Consider the following 16,730-nt stretch of genomic DNA (forward strand, 5'->3'; position numbering starts at 1 on the left):
CTGCCGTGTGCGGGAGGTGGTGCCGAGAAGCCGGTCCACGCGTCGGAACCGACGGTGTCCCAGCGGGAGAAAGGAACTGGCACCGGCGCCTGAAGAAGGAGGCGTACACGAGTGCTGTTCGCAGAGTACCACTGTCAGGGCGAGTTCGGGAGTGATCCGCGTCTCGGGGGGGCGTGCGGTGCCCGGCGCCACGCCGCACGATCGGTCGCGGGCCGTCCGTTCCGGGGCGTCCTCCGCGGCCCGCGCCCGGATCCGGCGCCGACGACATTCGTAGATCCGTACGGTTGGCCGGACGGGCTCCGGTCGAGGTCGCAAAGTCCCCATAATTTCCCGTACTTGCCGATGTCGATGCAGGGCACGGGATACACGGGGGGCGACGCGGTGCGGGTGCTGTCGGACAGGTACGAGGTGCACGAGCTTCTGGGCCGCGGCGGCATGGGGGTGGTCCATCGTGCCGTGGACCGCGAACTGGGACGGACGGTCGCCGTCAAGCTGCTGCCCGCCGAACTCCTGCGGCAGCCGGGCTTCCGCTCCCGGTTCCGCCGCGAGGCGCGCGCGGCCGCCGGACTGAGTCACCCCGCCATCGCGGTCGTCCACGACATGGGGGAGGACGCCCGTGGTGAAGAGCCCGTCCTCTACATGGTCATGGAGCTGGTGTCGGGCCGCACGCTCGCCGAGACGATCGCCGACGGGCCGCTCGCGCCGGACCACGCGGCCGCCGTGATCGGGGAGGTGCTGGACGCGCTGGACCACAGTCACGGCCGCGGCGTCGTGCACCGGGACATCAAGCCGTCGAACATCATCACCCAGCGGACCGCGTCGCGCACGACGGCCAAGGTGATGGACTTCGGCATCGCACGGCTGCTGTCGGAGAGCGCCACCCGCCTCACCGCCACCGGTGTGCTGATCGGCACTCCCTCCTACCTCTCGCCGGAACAGGCCGAGGGGAAGGAGGCGGACGAGCGGTCCGACATCTACTCCGCCGGGTGCGTGCTCTATGAACTCCTCACCGGACAGCCGCCGTTCCGTGGTGACTCCGCCACCGCCGTCCTGCTCCAGCACCTGCAGAGGACACCCGAACCGCCGTCGTCCGTACGGCCCGGGATCCCGGCCGCCTGGGACGCCCTCGTGCTGCGCGCGATGGCGAAGCGGCCCCAGGACCGGTACGAGGGCGCCGCGGCCATGCGCGCCGCCCTCGACACGGTGACGGAGGAGGCTTCCGCCCGGCCCCCGCGGCAGTGGACACCGACCGTCGTCGACCGCCCGGAGCCCGGGGACCCCGACACGCCCCTCGCGTCCCACCCGACCGTGTCCTCCTCCGGGCGATCGGTTCCCTCCGCCGCGCGGACCGTCCCGGCCGCGACCGCCGCCGCACGGGAGCGGAAGCCCGCCCCGGAGCCGGGTGCGGTCGTGGCGGGCGCCAGGGTGCGCTGCAAGGCCAGGCTGATCGACCTCCTGGTCACCCTGGCGACGGCACCCCTGGTGGCGGCCCTGCTGTCGGCGCTGTTCGCCCTGCGCTGGTGGGTCCTGCTCCTTCCCTCCTTCCTGGGGGTGTCCCTCGTCCACGAGATCGGCGCGCTGGCCCTGTTCGGGCGCACGGTGGGGAAACGGGCGGCCGGCCTGCGCGTGGTGGGGAAGGAGAGCGGAGCACGCCCGGGCCCACGCGGAGTGCTGAGGGCGCTGGTCTTCTGGGTGCTGCACGGATTTCCGTGGCTCGTCCTGGTCTGGGTCGTGGACCTGGTCCTGTTCCTCCGGGCCGGACCGCAGCGCCCGCTCCTGGCCGACCGGTTCGCGGGAACCCGGGTGGTCCTGGACGAGGACGGCGGCCGCTGACGTCGCCCGGTGCCCTCCGCGGAGCGGGTCGGGCGCGCGGGCCGGCGGGAGCTGCGGTCTCCGGCGGGAGCGGCGGTCTCCGCCGGATCCCTCCGTCCGTACGCCCGGCCGCCGACTTCACCGTCGCCGGCTTCACTGTCGTCGGATTCACCGTCGCCGGGGAGCCTCGATGGCGAGGACGCGATCGCGCAGGACGGGGAGCTCGGAACGCATCCGGGCGACCTGGGCCATGTCGCATTCCACCGTCAGGGTCTCCTCCGCGGTGCCGGCCTCGCCGAGGGCGGTTCCCCAGGGGTCGACGGCCACGCTGTGTCCGCCCTGCCGCATACCACCGTGGGTGCCGGTCGCGCAGCAGGCCAGCAGGAAGACCTGCTCCTCCAGGGCCCGCGTACGGGTCAGGAGCCGCCAGTGGGTGAGCCGGGCCGCGGGCCACGCGGCGGGCACGGCGATCAGCTCCGCGCCCGCGTCGAGCAGGCCCCGGAAGAGTTCGGGGAAGCGCAGGTCGTAGCAGATGGCGAGGCCGACCACGCCGAAGTCGGTGGGCACGGTGACGATGTCGTCGCCCCCGCCCATCAGGGTCGCCTCGCCGGTGTCGAAGCCGTACCGGTGGATCTTGCGGTAGCGCCCCCGCAGGTCACCGTCGCGGTCGAAGAGCAGTGCCGTGTTGTACAGCGTCCCGTCCTCGACCCGCTCGACGACGGATCCGGCGTGCAGCCACACCCCGGCCTCGCGGGCCGCGGCGGACATGGCCGCCGCGGTGGGACCGTCGATCCCCTCGGCGTCGTGTTCCCAGCGGTCGTAGGCCCACGCGCCCGCGGCCCACAGCTCGGGCAGGACCACGAGGTCGTCGCCCGCCCGGCCGCGCACCAGCGAGGCCGCCCGGCGACGGCGCTCGTCCGCGGAGTCCGAGGAGTCCACGGACAACTGGATCAGCGAGGCACGCATGGCTGTCACCTCCGGGACCGCGCCCGCGGTCCAAGGAAACCCGTCCCTACGAGCGTAAGGAGGAAGCCGCGTTTCCCGCTTCCCGTGGGACGGCGCGCTCCCGGACGATGGCCTCACCGGCGACATCCGGCGTCGGCGTCCGCGGACGCCGACGGCAGCCGTTCGGCGAGCCGTTCCGGGAAGGCGGCCGCGACGGCGGTCCGGTCCGCCCGAAAGGCTTCGCGGAGCTGCTGCGCATGCCGCTCCGAGCAGGCACAATCGATCTTCGCGTGACGCCCGTCGGCGTCGTGCGACCGTCAACTCGGCCCGGCAGCAAGGAGAACACGGTGGACACCTCGCCCGTCACGCCGCACCGCATGGACCCCGCGGGCGGCTGCCCGCACGCCGACAATCAGCGGCTCCTCGCGCGGGGCGCCGTCGCGACGGTGGTGCTGCCCGGTGAGGTGGAGGGCGCGGTGGTGCTCGGGCACGAGGCGCTGAAGGAATTCCTCGCGCACCCCGATGTCGCCAAGGGGGCCCAGCACTTCACGGAGCTGCGCGAGGGACGCATAGCCGCCGGCTGGCCGCTCATGACCTTCGCCACCGTGCAGGGCATGACGACCGCCGACGGTGACGACCACCGGCGGCTGCGGTCCCTCGTCAGCAAGGCGTTCACCGTGCGACGGGTCGAGCAACTGCGGCCCCGTATCGAGGAATTGACCTCGAGCCTGCTCGACGGCCTGCACGCGGCGGCGGAGGGCGGCGGGGGAGTGGCCGACCTGCGCGAGCACTTCGCGCTCCCGCTGCCCATGGGTGTCATCGGTGAACTCCTCGGCGTCGGCGCCGAGCACCGCGACCGGCTCCACCATCTGACGAACCAGGTCGTCGCCACCGACATCGGCCCCGAGCAGGCCGTCGCCGCCAACCGCGAACTGGTGGCCGTGCTGGGCGCCGTCGCGGCCGCCCGCGCGGAGGACCCCGGCGACGACCTCACCAGCGCGCTGATCGCCGCCCGCGACGAGGACGGTGACCGGCTCAGCCAGCAGGAACTCATCGGCACCCTGGTGCTCATGATCATCGCCGGGCACGAGACCACGCTGAACCTGATCACCAACGCCGTACGGGCGCTGTGCGGGCACCGGGACCAGCTGGAGTCCGTCCTGAAGGGCGAGGCGGGCTGGGGGGACGTCGTCGAGGAGACCCTGCGCTGGAACGCCCCCGTCAGCTACTTCCCGTTCCGCTACCCGGTGCGCGACCTGACCGTCGACGGGACCGTCGTCCCCCGGGGCACGCCCGTCCTCGCCGGCTACTCGGCCGCGGGCCGCGACCGGGCCGCGCACGGGCCGGACGCCGACCGCTTCGACGTCACCCGCCCCGGGCGGCCCGGCGCCGCCCGCCACCTCTCCCTCGGGCACGGCGCCCACTACTGCCTCGGCGCCCCGCTCGCCCGGATGGAGGCCACCATCGCCCTGGAGCGGCTGTTCACCCGCTTCCCCGACCTCGACCTCGCCGTGTCCGAGGCGGACCTCGTCCAGCAGACCAGCTTCGTCGGCAACAGCGTCCAGGTCCTTCCCGTGCGGCCCGGAACCTCCCGCCTCTGAGGGGGTGCGAACCGCGTCCGACGGCGCTCGGGAACCGGGGTTCGAAGGCGCTCGCGAAAAATTTCCGCCGACGGTCGATCCGTCGGGGTGCGGTTCGTCGGTGGGGTGTAGGAAGCTCATGAGCACCGGGAGGAACCATGAAGTACATGCTGCTGGTCTGCGGCGACGACACCGCCGACGCCTCCGGTATGGCACCCGTCGAACCCTGGGTCGAGGAACTGGGCGCCGAGCGGGGCGTCCGGCTGCACGGCCACCGCCTCCGGCTGCCCGCCGAGGCGGTCACCGTCCGGGTGCGCGACGGCGAAGTGCTGCGCACCGACGGGCCGTTCGCCGAGACGAAGGAGTACGTCGCCGGCTTCGACATCCTCGACTGCGCGTCCATGGAGGAGGCGGTCGAGGCCGCCGCGAAGCACCCCGTCGCGACGATCGGTGCCATGGAGGTCCGCGCGTTCTGGGACGACGAGGACGCCGAAGGAGAGATCCGCCGCCTCGACGGCGAGCTCACCGCGGCGCTCCGCGAACGTGACATCGACCGGATGATGGCCTGCTACGCCCCCGACGTCGAGGTGTTCCACCCCGCGGGCGACGGGGAACAGAGCGGCGCGGACGCCCTGCGCAAGGCGCAGGAACAGTGGTTCTCGACGCTCGCGGGGCCCGTGGAACGCGAGGTGCTCGACCTCCGGGTGCGCGTCGACGAGAGCGTCGCCTTCGGCCACGCCCTGGTGCGCCTGCGCGCCCCGCTCGCCGACGGCACCACCCTGGACACCACCGCACGCGTCACCACGGGCTACCGCGCGGCCGCCGACCGCTGGCGGATCGTCCACCAGCACACGTCCGTGCCGTCGGCCCCGGACCTTTCGGCGGCGGAGGAGGCGCGGTCATGAAGTACGCCCTGTTCATCTGCACACCGGTCGACGGAGAGGAGCTCGCTCCCGAGGAGATCGCCGCCGACCCGCGGTTCGCCTCGTACGTCCAGGAGGTGCGCGAGCGCGGCATCGTGAAGGGCGGAGCCCGGCTGCGCCCGGCGACCGACGCCACCACCGTCCGGGTTCAGGGCGACGAAGTCCTGCTCACCGACGGGCCGTTCGTCGAATCGAAGGAGTACGTGGCGGGCATCGACATCATCGAGGTCGCCGACCTCGACGAGGCCATCGCGCTCGCGTCCCGGCACCCGGCGGCGCTGGGCGGCGGTTCGGTGGAGGTGCGGCCGGTCTGGGAATGAACGACGGAGTCGAGGAGGCGGTCGCGGCCGCGTTCCGCGAGGAGTGGGGCCAGGTCGTCGCCACCCTGATCCGGACGACCGGCGACTGGGACCTCGCCGAGGAGTGCGCGCAGGACGCCTTCGCCCAGGCGCTCGACCGGTGGCGGCGCGACGGAGTACCGCGCCGCCCCGGCGCCTGGCTGACCACGACCGCGCGCAACCGTGCCCTGGACGTACTGCGCCGGGAGGCGGTCGGCGCGCGGAAGCTGCGGGAGGTGGCGGTGGCGGCGCGCGACGACGTTCCGTACGACCCGTACGGAACGTACAACCCGTACGAACCGGATCCCGACGACGAGAGCGGAGTGGGCGACGACCGGCTGCGGCTGATCTTCACCTGCTGCCACCCGGCGCTGGCCATCGAGGCCCGGGTGGCACTCACCCTGCGCACCCTGGCCGGGCTGACCACGCCCGAGATCGCGCGCGCCTTCCTCGTCCCCGAGGCGACGATGGCGCAACGGCTGGTGCGCGCCAAGCGGAAGATCCGCAACGCGGGCATCCCCTACCGCGTACCGCCCGCCCACCTCCTGCCCGAACGCACCACGGGTGTCCTCGGCGTGCTCTACCTGCTCTTCAACGAGGGGTACGCCGCCACGGCCGGCGCCGATCTGGTGCGCGCGAACCTCTCGGCGGAGGCGATCCGCCTCGCCCGCGTCCTGGCCCGCCTGATGCCCGACGAGCCCGAAGTCCTCGGCCTGCTCGCCCTGTTGCTGCTCCACGACGCCCGCAGCGGCACCCGCGTCGACGCCTCCGGCGACCTGGTCACCCTGGAGGACCAGGACCGTACGGCCTGGGACACCGTCAAGGTGGACGAGGGCGCCGCACTCCTTGAGACCACCCTGCGCCGGGGACGCCCGGGCCCGTACCAGATCCAGGCCGCGATCGCCGCCTGCCACACCACCGCGGCCACGGCGGAGGAGACCGACTGGGCCGACATCGCCGCCCTCTACGGCGAGCTCCGACGCTTCGTGCCCTCCGCCGTGGTCCGGCTCAACCGGGCGGTCGCCGTCGGCATGTCCGAAGGCCCCGACGCCGGGCTCGCCCTGGTCGCCGAACTGGAGCAGGAGGGCGAACTGGACGCCTACCACCTGCTGCCCGCCACCCGAGCGGACCTGCTGCGCCGCGCCGGACGCCCGGCGGAGGCCGCCGAAGCCTACGACCGGGCCCTCGCCCTGGTGGAGAACGCGGCGGAGCGGAGATTCCTGGAGAAGCGGCTCGGGGAGTGTCGATCGGCGTAGGGGTGTTCGTCGGTGGGGCGAGACCGACTCCCGGCCGCTGTCGGCCGGGAGCGACGCCACTGCTCTCCCGACCCTCCAGGAGGCCCCTCCCATGACCACCCCGGCACCACGTGCCCGCGGCCCCCTCGGCCGGCTGCTCACCCGTCGCGCACGGCCGAAGGCGGCCACCGCGCCGGTGTCCCCACCCGCCGAAGCAGTCCCGAACACCCCGGACGTCTGGCTCGCCGGGCTACGCCTGGGAAGCTGACCTGGCGTCGTCCGCTCAATCAGGACCGCAGAGGAGACACCGGGCTTTGTGGGGGGTGGTCGGGGGGCAGGCGCCTTGGGGAGGGAACGGCGGAGGCGTGGGCGCGTATCTCCTGCTCCCTCGCGGGGGAAAACTGCTCGTACTGGAAACCGCCCGGAGAACGCCTCCGCCCGCAGAGCGCCGTCCGTGGGGTCACCGGCGCTCGAAGACCGATTCACCAGCCCGGCAGACCTCAACGACCGTCCTGCCCCATGGTTCGCATCGAGGGGCCACACTGTCGGAGTCCGGGGCTGTCCCATCCCTGGAAGCGTCTTCGGGCCGCCCGATGACGCCCGATGGCGGCCGGCGACGACAGGCAGCAAAAGCGCTGCCCCAGCCCAGAGGCGGCACGCCGGACACTTGCGCAGGTGCCGATCGGCGACGGTGGGTTGAGATGGAACCGCACCCGGGGAGGCAAAAGGTGGCCACGGCCCGGATTCGAACCGGGGTTTCTGCGTCGGGGCGAACCCGAGCGCAGGGTCTTAGGCCGCTAAACGACTCATGGCCAAGCGGACCATACCAACTCGAAGACTGGGCGAGCTCAGTGGGTGGTCCTGGTGAGGTCTTTGATCCAGATCATCGAGGCGTGCAGGCGGAGACCGGCGAGGTAGCCGTCGGGGGTCTTGTCGTATCGGGTGTCTCACCGTCCCGGTTCCGGCCTCCTGGTACGTCACGCTCCGGGGCGGTTGAGGCACGTGGAGCCGACGTGAGCCGACCGGTGCACTGGTGTCCGGGCGGGGACTCATGGGACATGTCCCGGCACCCGGCTCAGGTTCCGGGGAGGATACGGCGCGTTTCGTAGGCCCACATCGCGATCTCGACCCGGTTGCGGGCGCCGAGTTTGGCCATCAGGCTGGCCAGATGCGTCTTCACCGTGCTGAGGCTGATGTGCAGTGCATCGGCGATCTCGGTGTTGGTCAGCCCGCGAGCGACGGCGAGGAGCACCTGCTCCTCGCGGGCGGTGACGGGGGAGACCGGCTGGGCCACGGGCCGGCCGGCGGGCAGGTCCGCGAATGCCTGGAGCAGACGGACGGTGACGCTGGGCGCGATGAGCGCCTCACCGTCGGACGCCGACCGTACGGCCTGCGCCAGAAGGTCCGGTCCCGTGTCCTTGAGGAGGAATCCGCGGGCGCCGGCACGCAGTGAGCCGTAGACGTACTCGTCGAGGTCGAACGTGGTGATGACGACCACGGCCAGCGGGTCGGCGACGCCCGGGCCGGCGACCAGCCGGGTGGCCTCGAGCCCGTCGAGTACGGGCATGCGGATGTCGAACAGGCAGACGTCGGGCCGTAGTCCGCGGGCCAGACGTACCGCTTCCCGCCCGTCGGCGGCCTCGCCGACCACCTCGATGCCGGGCTGGGCGTTCAGCATGATCCGCAAGCCGGTGCGGATGATCGCCTGGTCGTCAGCGACGAGGACGCGAATGGACACGGCTCTCGCTCCTCGCTCCCGGCAGTTCGGCTTCGACATGCCAGCCCCGGTCGGTACCCGGGCCGGCTCGTAGTGTGCCGCCGAGCAGGGTCGCGCGCTCGCGCAGTCCGGTAAGTCCGTATCCGTCGCGACCCCGGCCGGTGCGCCGGCCGTTGTCGCGCACGCTCACCCGTACCGTGTGCCGTTCCGCGGCGACCTGGACGACGAGCTCGGTCGCGTCGACCGCATGGCGCAGCGCGTTGGTCACCGACTCCTGCACGATCCGGTAGACGGCCGCGTCCACGGCCGGGGGCAGCGCGTCCAGTTCGCCGTCGAGCCGCAGGTCGACCCTGAGGCGACCACCCGGGGTGCGCACCAGGCGCTCCAGATCCGCGACTCCGGCAGGGGGCGCCAGCTCGGCGCCGACCCCGCGGTCGCGCAGCGCGGCGACCATGGCGCGCATTTCCTCCAGCGTGCGCGCCCCTTCCTCCTCGACCTCCTCCAGCGCCTTGACGGCGGCGGACGGGTCGGTGCCCGCCAGCACCCCGCCCGCCTGGGCGATGATCACCATGGCCGACACGTGGTGGGCCACCGTGTCGTGCAGTTCCCGGGCGAGCTGCTCGCGCTCGCGGGAGCGTACCTGCTCCAACTGCCGCTCGCGAGCGGTCACCCAGAACCGCACGGCAGCCCCGACCACGCCGGGCAGCAGCAGGAAGACGAGGCCCACGACCTTTTCGACGACCGGGGTCTCGTCCGCGACGACACACAGCGCGCCGACTGCGAGGATCACCGCGCCGCCCAGCACGATCTCGCGTCCCGATCCCCACCGGGGCAGCGCGTACACCAGCACGAGCACGACCACGCCGGTGTACAGGCCGACGGACTCGCGCTGTGCGGCGACGAGCGAGGCCACCGTGAGCAGGACCACCGAGCCGAACGCCAGCGTCACCACCGCCAGCGGGCGGGTCCGGCGCCACAGGAGCAGCAGCCACAGCCATACGGCGAACACCACCGCCACCGGCCGCCACACGACGTTCTCCCGCAGGGTGGCCTCCAGCGCCACACCGGCAAGGCCCGCGCCGAGCAGCGCCCAGTCCCGCCGCACCCGGGCGGGCGCGTCGGGCGGCCGGGGTTCGGTCCACAGGGTTCGCAGGTCGTCTCGGAGCACGGTTCTCAGCCTAGGGACCGCGGCGTGCCGCGCATCGGCCGAAAGGACGGTTCGTCACTCCACCCCGGGGCCGACGGATCCGCGGCCCGCGGGCCGATGCCACGGAGCGCCGTGGCGACGAGCCTCGGCATCGGCGGCCGTACAAGGACGGCCGACGAGGTGGTTGGAGGACCCGATGCTCTCGAAAGCCCTGTTGCGCCTGGGCGCAAGCGCCGCTCGCCATCCCTGGCGGGTGATCGCGGCATGGCTGATCGCCGCCACGCTCGCCGTCCTCGCCGCCGTCGCCTTCGGCGGGCGCACCGCGGACTCGATGACCGCTCCGGGACTGGACTCCCGACGGGCCGCGGAACTGATCGAGCGGGCAGGCACCGGCCAGGAGGGGATGACCGCCCAGGTGGTCGTCACCCCCCTCGACGACGGTGCGACCTTCTTCGACGACGGCGCGCGCACCGCTCTCACGCGGCTGCGGGCCGAGGTGAACCGGTTGCCGCACGTGCTCGGCACGAGCGACCCGGCGGCGGCGCTCGACGCGGGCGGGGACACGGCCGTGCGCGGCGGCCTCGTCTCGGCCGACGGGCGGATCGCGGTCGTCCGGGTGCAGTACCCCGACCAGAGCCGGCTGTCGGCCGAAGACCTCGACGCCCTCGTCGATCTCGGCGACCGGCTGCGCGCCGAGCTGCCGTTGCGCATCGAGATGGGCGGGAACCTCTTCTACGCCTTCTCCGACCCCGACGGCGGCGCGAGCGAGCTGATCGGCCTCCTCGCCGCGGCCGCGATCCTGTTCCTGGCGTTCGGTTCGCTCGTCGCCGCCGCGCTGCCGATCGGCATGGCGGTCTTCGGGCTGACCGTCGGGGTCGCCACGATGACGGTACTGGCGGGGGTGACAGAGGTCCCCACCTTCGCACCGGTCCTGGGCAGCATGGTCGGGCTCGGAGTGGGCATCGACTACGCGCTGTTCGTGCTCGCCAGGCACCGGGAGTACCTCGCGTGCGGGCTCGATCCGCAGGGGGCGGCCGGACGAGCGGTGGCAACGGCGGGGCGGCCGGTGGTCTTCGCCGGCGGCACCGTCGTCGTGTCGATCCTCGGCCTGGCGGTCGCGAACGTGCCGTTCATGACGGTGGGCGGGGTCGCCGTCTCGATCGTCGTCCTGACGATGGTGCTCGCGTCGGTGACGCTGCTGCCGGCCTTCCTCGGCGCGGCGGGCCCGCGGCTGGGCCGGGCCGGCCGGATCGGCCGGGTACTTCGGGCCGGGTGGTCGGGCCGCCTCGGCCGACGGCGGGACACGGCGGCGGGCGCCGTCCCCGCCGTCGGGTGGCGTCGCTGGATCGGACACGTCGGCCGGCACCCGGTGCCGTACGCGGTCGGCGCGGCGGGGCTGCTGCTGACGGCGACGCTGCCCGTGCTCGGCCTGCGCGTCGGCCTGCCCGACGACGGCTCACTGCCGCAGAGCCGTACCGAGCGCCGGGCCTATGAACTCGTCGCCGAGGGGTTCGGCCCGGGCACCAACGGTCCCCTCGTCATCGCCGCGGACCCCGCCGGTGATCCGGGAGTGGTGGACCGTCTCGTCGCAACGGTCGCGGCGGATCCGGGGGTCGCGTCCGTCGCGCCGGCGCGCATCGATCGGGCCACCGGCGTCGCGACCCTCGTGGTGTTCCCGACCACCAGCCCTCAGGACGAGGCCACGGCCGACACCATCGCCCGGCTGCGCACCGACGTGCTGCCCGCGGCGATCGGGGACGGCCCGGCCAGGGCGCACGTCGGCGGGGCCGCCGCGAGCCTGTCCGATGTGGGCCGACGCACCAGCGAACGTCTGCCGGTGTTCGTCGCCGCCGTGCTGGCGATGTCGTTCCTGCTGCTGATGCTGGTCTTCCGCTCGGTCGTCGTACCGCTCAAGGCGGTACTGCTGAATCTGCTGAGCATCGGCGCGGCCTACGGCATCATGGTCGCGGTCTTCCAGTGGGGCTGGGGAGGCGCACTCATCGGGCTGGAGGCGACGGTTCCGATCGTGTCGTTCATCCCGATGTTCCTCTTCGCCATCCTGTTCGGCCTGTCGATGGACTACGAGGTGTTCCTCCTCTCCCGCGTACGCGAGGAGTACCTGCGCACCGGCGACAACGGCACGGCGATCGTCGAGGGCGTCTCGCGCACCGCCCGGATCATCACCTCGGCCGCCCTCATCATGGTGGCGGTCTTCCTGTCCTTCGCCGTCGCCGAGGACCCCTCCACCAAAATGTTCGGGCTCGGCCTGGCCACCGCGATCTTCATCGACGCCACGGTCGTTCGCATGGTGCTGGTACCGGCGACCATGACACTCCTCGGCCGGACCAACTGGTGGCTGCCGAAGTGGCTGGACCGGATGTTTCCCCGCGGCCCGGTCGGCACCGACGACACCGACGCTGAATCCACGGGTGAAGCCCCGCGTCCACGGTTGGTTGACCGTTGACCCAACTCCTGCCCGCCCTTGGCGTCCGGCACCTCGGCGCGTCACCTAGAACGTGTCTCTTTGAATGGTTGGTCGTCTGAAATGCTGGCCCTGTCTCAGGGCGTTCACCGGATCAGGTCACCTCCGCTCGCACGGAGAGCACGCCCTCAACCTCACCGCCGGCCTCTTCGGCTGCGGTTCACCTCCGATCGAGCGGAGGTGAACCGGACAACCACGGCGCCCTGCACATGGCCAACAGGTGCTCTCTGTGAGAGCGGAGATGAACCGAACACCGTCACCACAACCTTTGCGAGGAACCGATGAGCACTTTCAGCGTTGCCTCACCCTGGTGAGGCAACGCTGAAAGTGCTCATCGGTTCCTCGCTGTCAGGCTCGGCGGGCGTAGGACGTGAGGCGATCGGCGAGCGCGGTGACGAGGTCGCGGAGTTCATCGGGGCGCTCGATGACGAACGGCCGGTCGAGCGAGGCGAGTACCGGAGGCAACCAGTCGAGCCGCTCCGCCCGCAGCTCGACGCGCAGCCAGTGCTCGGTCGTCCGGTCCTCGCCGGCCGGGGACTCGTGCTCCTCCAGGCTCGCGACGCCGGCCGGAAGGCGGGCGCGGATCTGCTCGACCGTCCCCTGGATCCGCAAGGTCACCTGATGCCGGTACTCGGCCGTGGCGAACCCCGACAACACGCGCTGTGCCGGACCGGGACCCGTCGGCGCTTCGAACGAGCCGGGCAGGGCCCTCGCGTCCGCGATGCGATCGAGCCGGAAGGTTCGGTCCTCGCCGATCCGGGCGTCCTCGCCCGTGACGTACCACCGGCCCCCATGGGCGACGATCCCGTACGCGTGCAGCGTGCGTTCGCTGCGCCGTCCGTCACGGTCGGTGTAGCGGATCGAGACCGGTCGGTGGTGGCGCACCGCATCGGCGATCGTGAGCAGGACCCCGGCGTCCGGGGTGTCGAACTCGCCGGGCTGATCCGTGAAGGCGAGGGATTCCAGGAGCGTGTCGAGCCGGCGGGCGATGTGCTGGGGCAGCACCCGCCGGATCTTCGCTGACGCCGTCTCGTTCGCCGTGCGCTCCGTCGTCGTCAACCCTGCCCGGCGGCCGGCGATCAGGCCGAGCAGCACGGCCAGCGCCTCGTCGTCGCTGAGCATGAGCGGAGGCAAGCGGTACCCGGGGGCCAGCCGGTAGCCGCCGTAGCGGCCGCGCACCGACTCCACGGGCACGTCCAGGTCGATCAGCTGGTCCACGTACCGGCGCACGGTGCGCCCTCCGACGCCGAGACGGTCGGCGAGCTCGGCCACCGTCCGGGTGCCGCCCGACTGCAACAGCTCCAGGAGTGTCAGCACGCGGCCGGTGGGTCGAGGCATGTTCGCAGCCTAACGCGAATACAGGACCGATTCTGTCCACTATTTCTCCTAGCCTGCGACGTGCACGCCTCCAGCACGACCAAGGAGATTCCCATGGACTTCGTCTCGATCCGCATCATCACCAGCGACGTGGCGCGCCTCGTCGAGTTCTACGAGCGAGCCACAGGGGCGCGGGCGACGTGGGCCACCGAGGACTTCGCCGAACTCGAGACCACGGGCGCAACCCTCGCGATCGCCGGCACCCGCACGGTCCCGCTGTTCGCCCCGGGCTCCGCCCGCCCGGCGGACAACCACAGCGTGATCACCGAGTTCCTCGTCGACGACGTGGACCGCGTTCACCAGAACCTGACCGGCTTCGTCACCGACTTCGTCGCCGGGCCCACCACGATGCCCTGGGGCAACCGGTCGCTGCTGTTCCGCGACCCCGACGGCAACCTCGTCAACTTCTTCACCCCTGTCACCCCGGCGGCCATCGAAAAGTTCGCACGCTGACGCCACGCACAGCCGCTCACGCGGGAGCCCCGAGATCCCAGGGCTCCCCGTGAACGCGGCCACCGACTCCAGGAGCGCCACCAGCAGAGGACATCCGAACGCACCGCTGACTCCAGCGTTCGCTGACGCCGGCCAGGCCGATGACGTTCGCCGGTTCGCCTCCGCTCGAGCGGAGGCGAACCGGGGGACCTCCGGGCGGCCCGAGGGAAGGTTTCGTGCTCTCCGCGTGAGCGGAGGTGAACCGCGTGTGCCCGCACGGATCATGAAGATGGCCGCGTGCTCTCCGCGAGCGGAGAGCACGTACGACACGGAGCCTGTCCCGGGCCACCTCGTCGACGAATCGAGGACACCATCGCCCGCCTGCGGCCCCGCGGCGGCGAACTCGTCGGTGAGATCGCCCGGTTCGAGGACAGCCACCTGCTGTGCCACCTCCGCGGGCCGGAGGGAGTCGTCGTCGGACTGGCCGAGCAACTGGGCTGAGCGTCGCTGTGACCCCGAAGGTCCCTCGGTCGGCCGTCGTGGGCGGGGCGTGTGACAGGATCATGGGCATGGCGGACGCGAGGTGGCGGCGTGTCGGTGTGCAACACATCGGTACGGCAAGGGCGGCCCGAGGGCTGATCCACGCCTTGGACGGGGAGCGGCTCCTCCTGGACAGGGCGTACAGCCTGGAGGTCCACCGGCGGGACGGGTTCCTCGCCCTGGGTGCCGTACGCCCCCTGTCGAAGGTGGAGTTGCCGTCCGTGACGCGGGGCACGGCGCTGCCCGACGACGGGTTCGTGCTCTGCGATGAGTTCCGCGTATGGCGCGCGGCCCCGGACGGCAGCACCCGCTGGGAACTTTCCGAGGAGATCTGGCCCGACGGCGACCGGGTGCGCGGGGACGTGACGGTGAGTCCGGACGGATCGCTGGCGGCGGTGGTCAAGGCGACACGGGTCGCCGGTCCCTCCCCGCCCGACGCGCGCGTCGACGACGGTCCGGAGGAGCACCCGTACGGCCCGGACGTCCTGCTCCTCCTGGACACCGCGACCGGCGAGGTGCTCGGCCGGCAGCCGCTGGACGTCCCGGCGCTGCTCACGGCGCGGCACGTGTGGCATCCGGACGGATCCCGGCTCGCGGTCTCCTGCTGGGACTTCTGGGACAGCTGGATCACCTACTGGCTGGGGGCCGGGCGTGACGGGCTGCGGCTGCTCGGCCGGAAGACGATGGTGGACGCCGCGGCCTTCGTCCCGGGGTCGTCCCGGCTGCTCACCGTGCGGCGCGCCGAGGGCTTCGGCGCGTCGCGGCAGGCCGACGAGTTGGCGTCGTACGACACGGACACCTCCGAGCGCCTCGCGGTGGAGGACGTCGGCGACCTGCTCGCCGACTGGGGGGACCCGAGCGGGACGCAGGCGTACCTCCTGGACGCCGAGCGGGTCATCCTCAGCGTCAACCCGCGTGACAGGGACAGGGACGAGCGGAGCAGGCACTGGCTGTGCGACGCGGACACCCTTCGTCCGCTCGGGCTCCTGGACTACTCCGTGCACCCGGGCGCCGGGCACGCGGTGACGCCTCTGGAGGACGGCACCTGGCTCACCCGGCGCGGCAGGCGGGTGGACCGCTGGGCCCTCGCCTGAGGACACGCGGCCCCCACCCTCAGCCGGTGGGGCGGGCGGTCTCGGGGGTGCGGCAGAAGCGGCGGTCGCGGTCCGCCGTCCGGGTACGCGGGCCGGCGGCGCGGAGGACGACGTCCAGGGCCCGGTCGGGGTCGGCGGCGTAGGTGTTGCTGAACCACGCCATGTTCGCCTCGACCACCGCCCATCGGTCGGCGGCGCCGTGCTCGGGCGGGGTCAGGAGCCCGACGTCCACCACCACCGCGCTGGGCAGGCCGTCGCCGCAGGTGGCCAGGAAGTCCTTCGCGAACGCCAGGACGGCGTCCTCGTGACGGTGACCGTCGAGGGGCCGGGCGTCGAGACGGCCGAAGGTGGCGTACTGCGAACCCGTGCGGACCTCGCCGTCCAGGACGTAGAGGCGGAACTCCGTCGCCCAGGTCACCACGTCGCTGATCTGCACCGGGATGTCGGACGGCAGCTCGGCCCCCGTCGGGAGGCGGCCACCGTCGGCGTAGACGGCGGCCGGGAAGCTCTTGTCGGTCGGCGGCTTGACGAAGGCCGGTCGGTTCAGGCGACGGGCCTCGCCCAGGGTCGCCATGGCGATGTGCCGTCCGGTGTACGCGGGGGGCACGGTGACCAGCCAGTCGTCGGAGGGCTCCAGGAGTGCGAGCTCGAGTTCGTCCACGACGCCTGCCGCGAAGACGGGGCCGCCGTAGTAGTGGCCGCCACGCCTCCCCGCGGCGGTGCCCGCGCCACCCCGGGCGGGGAGGACTTCGACGTCCATGCCCCGTCGGCGTGCCGATGTCGAGAGCAGCTCGGAGGTCGTGGTGTACTGCGGCGCCAATGCCAGGAAACCGTGCTTCGTCACGATCGACGACCATGCCATCGGTCCGGTCGGGCAGTCCACCGGATTCGGGCCCGCGCCCCGGGCCGACCGGCCACCGCTCCGTTCACCCCGCTCTCACGGGTCCTGGCGGCGATCCCGGCCCGCCTCGACGAGGGCGTAGGGGGGCAGGTCGACTGCCGCAGAATGGACGACCAACGGGGCTTTCCAGCAAGCGAGTTGCGGCTTTCGACGTCCCATTCGACCACCTGGAGGTTCTCGCCCGTCCTCCCCGCGCGCACTGCCGTC

13 protein-coding genes, 1 tRNA gene and 1 pseudogene are annotated in these 16,730 nt (G+C 72.5%); 9 read left to right on the top strand and 6 right to left on the bottom strand.

Going from position 1 to position 16,730, the window contains the following annotated elements; translation table 11 throughout:
* Nucleotides 1-342: 342 nt before the first annotated feature.
* Nucleotides 343-1,833, top strand: a complete 1,491-nt coding sequence (locus CW362_RS16965; protein WP_103550317.1) for a protein kinase domain-containing protein — start codon at nt 343-345, stop codon at nt 1,831-1,833.
* A 147-nt stretch (nt 1,834-1,980) separates the two neighbouring features.
* Here CW362_RS16965 and CW362_RS16970 read toward each other — a convergent pair whose 3' ends face one another.
* Nucleotides 1,981-2,778 (bottom strand): nitrilase-related carbon-nitrogen hydrolase, encoded by a 798-nt coding sequence (locus CW362_RS16970; RefSeq protein ID WP_103550318.1) that lies wholly within the window; start codon nt 2,776-2,778, stop codon nt 1,981-1,983.
* 326 nt (nt 2,779-3,104) lie between these two features.
* On the opposite strand from CW362_RS16970, the gene CW362_RS16975 reads away from it, so the two are divergent.
* From CW362_RS16975 to CW362_RS16990, 4 genes are all read left to right on the top strand, one after another.
* On the top strand, nt 3,105-4,358 hold the full coding sequence (locus CW362_RS16975) for a cytochrome P450 family protein (RefSeq protein WP_103550319.1): 1,254 nt from the start codon (nt 3,105-3,107) through the stop codon (nt 4,356-4,358).
* 137 nt (nt 4,359-4,495) lie between these two features.
* Nucleotides 4,496-5,242: an SgcJ/EcaC family oxidoreductase gene (locus CW362_RS16980; RefSeq protein WP_103550320.1), complete on the top strand. Its 747-nt coding sequence runs from the start codon at nt 4,496-4,498 to the stop codon at nt 5,240-5,242.
* On the top strand, nt 5,239-5,580 hold the full coding sequence (locus CW362_RS16985) for a YciI family protein (RefSeq protein WP_103550321.1): 342 nt from the start codon (nt 5,239-5,241) through the stop codon (nt 5,578-5,580). The genes CW362_RS16980 and CW362_RS16985 overlap by 4 nt, the downstream gene beginning before the upstream one ends.
* Entirely contained in the window at nt 5,577-6,854 is a 1,278-nt protein-coding gene (locus CW362_RS16990) for an RNA polymerase sigma factor (protein WP_103550322.1), read from the top strand. The genes CW362_RS16985 and CW362_RS16990 overlap by 4 nt, the downstream gene beginning before the upstream one ends.
* Before the next feature lie 708 nt (nt 6,855-7,562).
* Here the strand turns inward: CW362_RS16990 and CW362_RS43325 are convergent.
* From CW362_RS43325 to CW362_RS17000, 3 genes are all read right to left on the bottom strand, one after another.
* Nucleotides 7,563-7,647 (bottom strand) — tRNA-OTHER (locus CW362_RS43325).
* A 261-nt stretch (nt 7,648-7,908) separates the two neighbouring features.
* Nucleotides 7,909-8,571, bottom strand: a complete 663-nt coding sequence (locus CW362_RS16995) for a response regulator (protein WP_103550323.1) — start codon at nt 8,569-8,571, stop codon at nt 7,909-7,911.
* Nucleotides 8,546-9,718: a sensor histidine kinase gene (locus CW362_RS17000; RefSeq protein ID WP_103550324.1), complete on the bottom strand. Its 1,173-nt coding sequence runs from the start codon at nt 9,716-9,718 to the stop codon at nt 8,546-8,548. The genes CW362_RS16995 and CW362_RS17000 overlap by 26 nt, the downstream gene beginning before the upstream one ends.
* Nucleotides 9,719-9,893: 175 nt before the next feature.
* Between CW362_RS17000 and CW362_RS17005 the strand changes: the two genes are divergently transcribed.
* Entirely contained in the window at nt 9,894-12,161 is a 2,268-nt protein-coding gene (locus tag CW362_RS17005; protein WP_103550325.1) for an MMPL family transporter, read from the top strand.
* A 366-nt stretch (nt 12,162-12,527) separates the two neighbouring features.
* Here CW362_RS17005 and CW362_RS17010 read toward each other — a convergent pair whose 3' ends face one another.
* The gene (locus tag CW362_RS17010; protein WP_103550326.1) at nt 12,528-13,517 is read right to left on the bottom strand and encodes a helix-turn-helix transcriptional regulator; all 990 of its coding nucleotides are present in this window, start codon (nt 13,515-13,517) and stop codon (nt 12,528-12,530) included.
* 93 nt (nt 13,518-13,610) lie between these two features.
* Between CW362_RS17010 and CW362_RS17015 the strand changes: the two genes are divergently transcribed.
* The 3 genes and pseudogenes from CW362_RS17015 (at nt 13,611) to CW362_RS17025 (ending at nt 15,622) form a co-directional block, all read left to right on the top strand.
* Nucleotides 13,611-14,009, top strand: coding sequence for a VOC family protein (locus CW362_RS17015; RefSeq protein WP_103550327.1), 399 nt, complete (start codon nt 13,611-13,613; stop codon nt 14,007-14,009).
* A 339-nt stretch (nt 14,010-14,348) separates the two neighbouring features.
* Nucleotides 14,349-14,489 (top strand): annotated as a pseudogene (locus CW362_RS17020) (VOC family protein); the annotation flags it as partial.
* A 68-nt stretch (nt 14,490-14,557) separates the two neighbouring features.
* On the top strand, nt 14,558-15,622 hold the full coding sequence (locus CW362_RS17025) for a hypothetical protein (protein WP_103550328.1): 1,065 nt from the start codon (nt 14,558-14,560) through the stop codon (nt 15,620-15,622).
* A 19-nt stretch (nt 15,623-15,641) separates the two neighbouring features.
* On the opposite strand, the gene CW362_RS17030 is transcribed toward CW362_RS17025, so the two are convergent.
* Nucleotides 15,642-16,484: an ATP-grasp domain-containing protein gene (locus CW362_RS17030; RefSeq protein WP_103550329.1), complete on the bottom strand. Its 843-nt coding sequence runs from the start codon at nt 16,482-16,484 to the stop codon at nt 15,642-15,644.
* Nucleotides 16,485-16,730 lie beyond the last annotated feature (246 nt).

The sequence above is a fragment of the Streptomyces populi genome (assembly GCF_002911015.1).
Taxonomy (GTDB): domain Bacteria; phylum Actinomycetota; class Actinomycetes; order Streptomycetales; family Streptomycetaceae; genus Streptomyces; species Streptomyces populi.

Coding starts and splice junctions, on each gene's coding strand:
- CW362_RS16965 (WP_103550317.1), top strand. CDS start 343: ATGTCGATGCAGGGCACGGGATACACGGGGGGCGACGCGGTGCGGGTG.
- CW362_RS16970 (WP_103550318.1), bottom strand. CDS start 2,778: ATGCGTGCCTCGCTGATCCAGTTGTCCGTGGACTCCTCGGACTCCGCG.
- CW362_RS16980 (WP_103550320.1), top strand. CDS start 4,496: ATGAAGTACATGCTGCTGGTCTGCGGCGACGACACCGCCGACGCCTCC.
- CW362_RS16985 (WP_103550321.1), top strand. CDS start 5,239: ATGAAGTACGCCCTGTTCATCTGCACACCGGTCGACGGAGAGGAGCTC.
- CW362_RS16990 (WP_103550322.1), top strand. CDS start 5,577: ATGAACGACGGAGTCGAGGAGGCGGTCGCGGCCGCGTTCCGCGAGGAG.
- CW362_RS17005 (WP_103550325.1), top strand. CDS start 9,894: ATGCTCTCGAAAGCCCTGTTGCGCCTGGGCGCAAGCGCCGCTCGCCAT.
- CW362_RS17010 (WP_103550326.1), bottom strand. CDS start 13,517: ATGCCTCGACCCACCGGCCGCGTGCTGACACTCCTGGAGCTGTTGCAG.
- CW362_RS17015 (WP_103550327.1), top strand. CDS start 13,611: ATGGACTTCGTCTCGATCCGCATCATCACCAGCGACGTGGCGCGCCTC.
- CW362_RS17025 (WP_103550328.1), top strand. CDS start 14,558: ATGGCGGACGCGAGGTGGCGGCGTGTCGGTGTGCAACACATCGGTACG.
- CW362_RS17030 (WP_103550329.1), bottom strand. CDS start 16,484: ATGGCATGGTCGTCGATCGTGACGAAGCACGGTTTCCTGGCATTGGCG.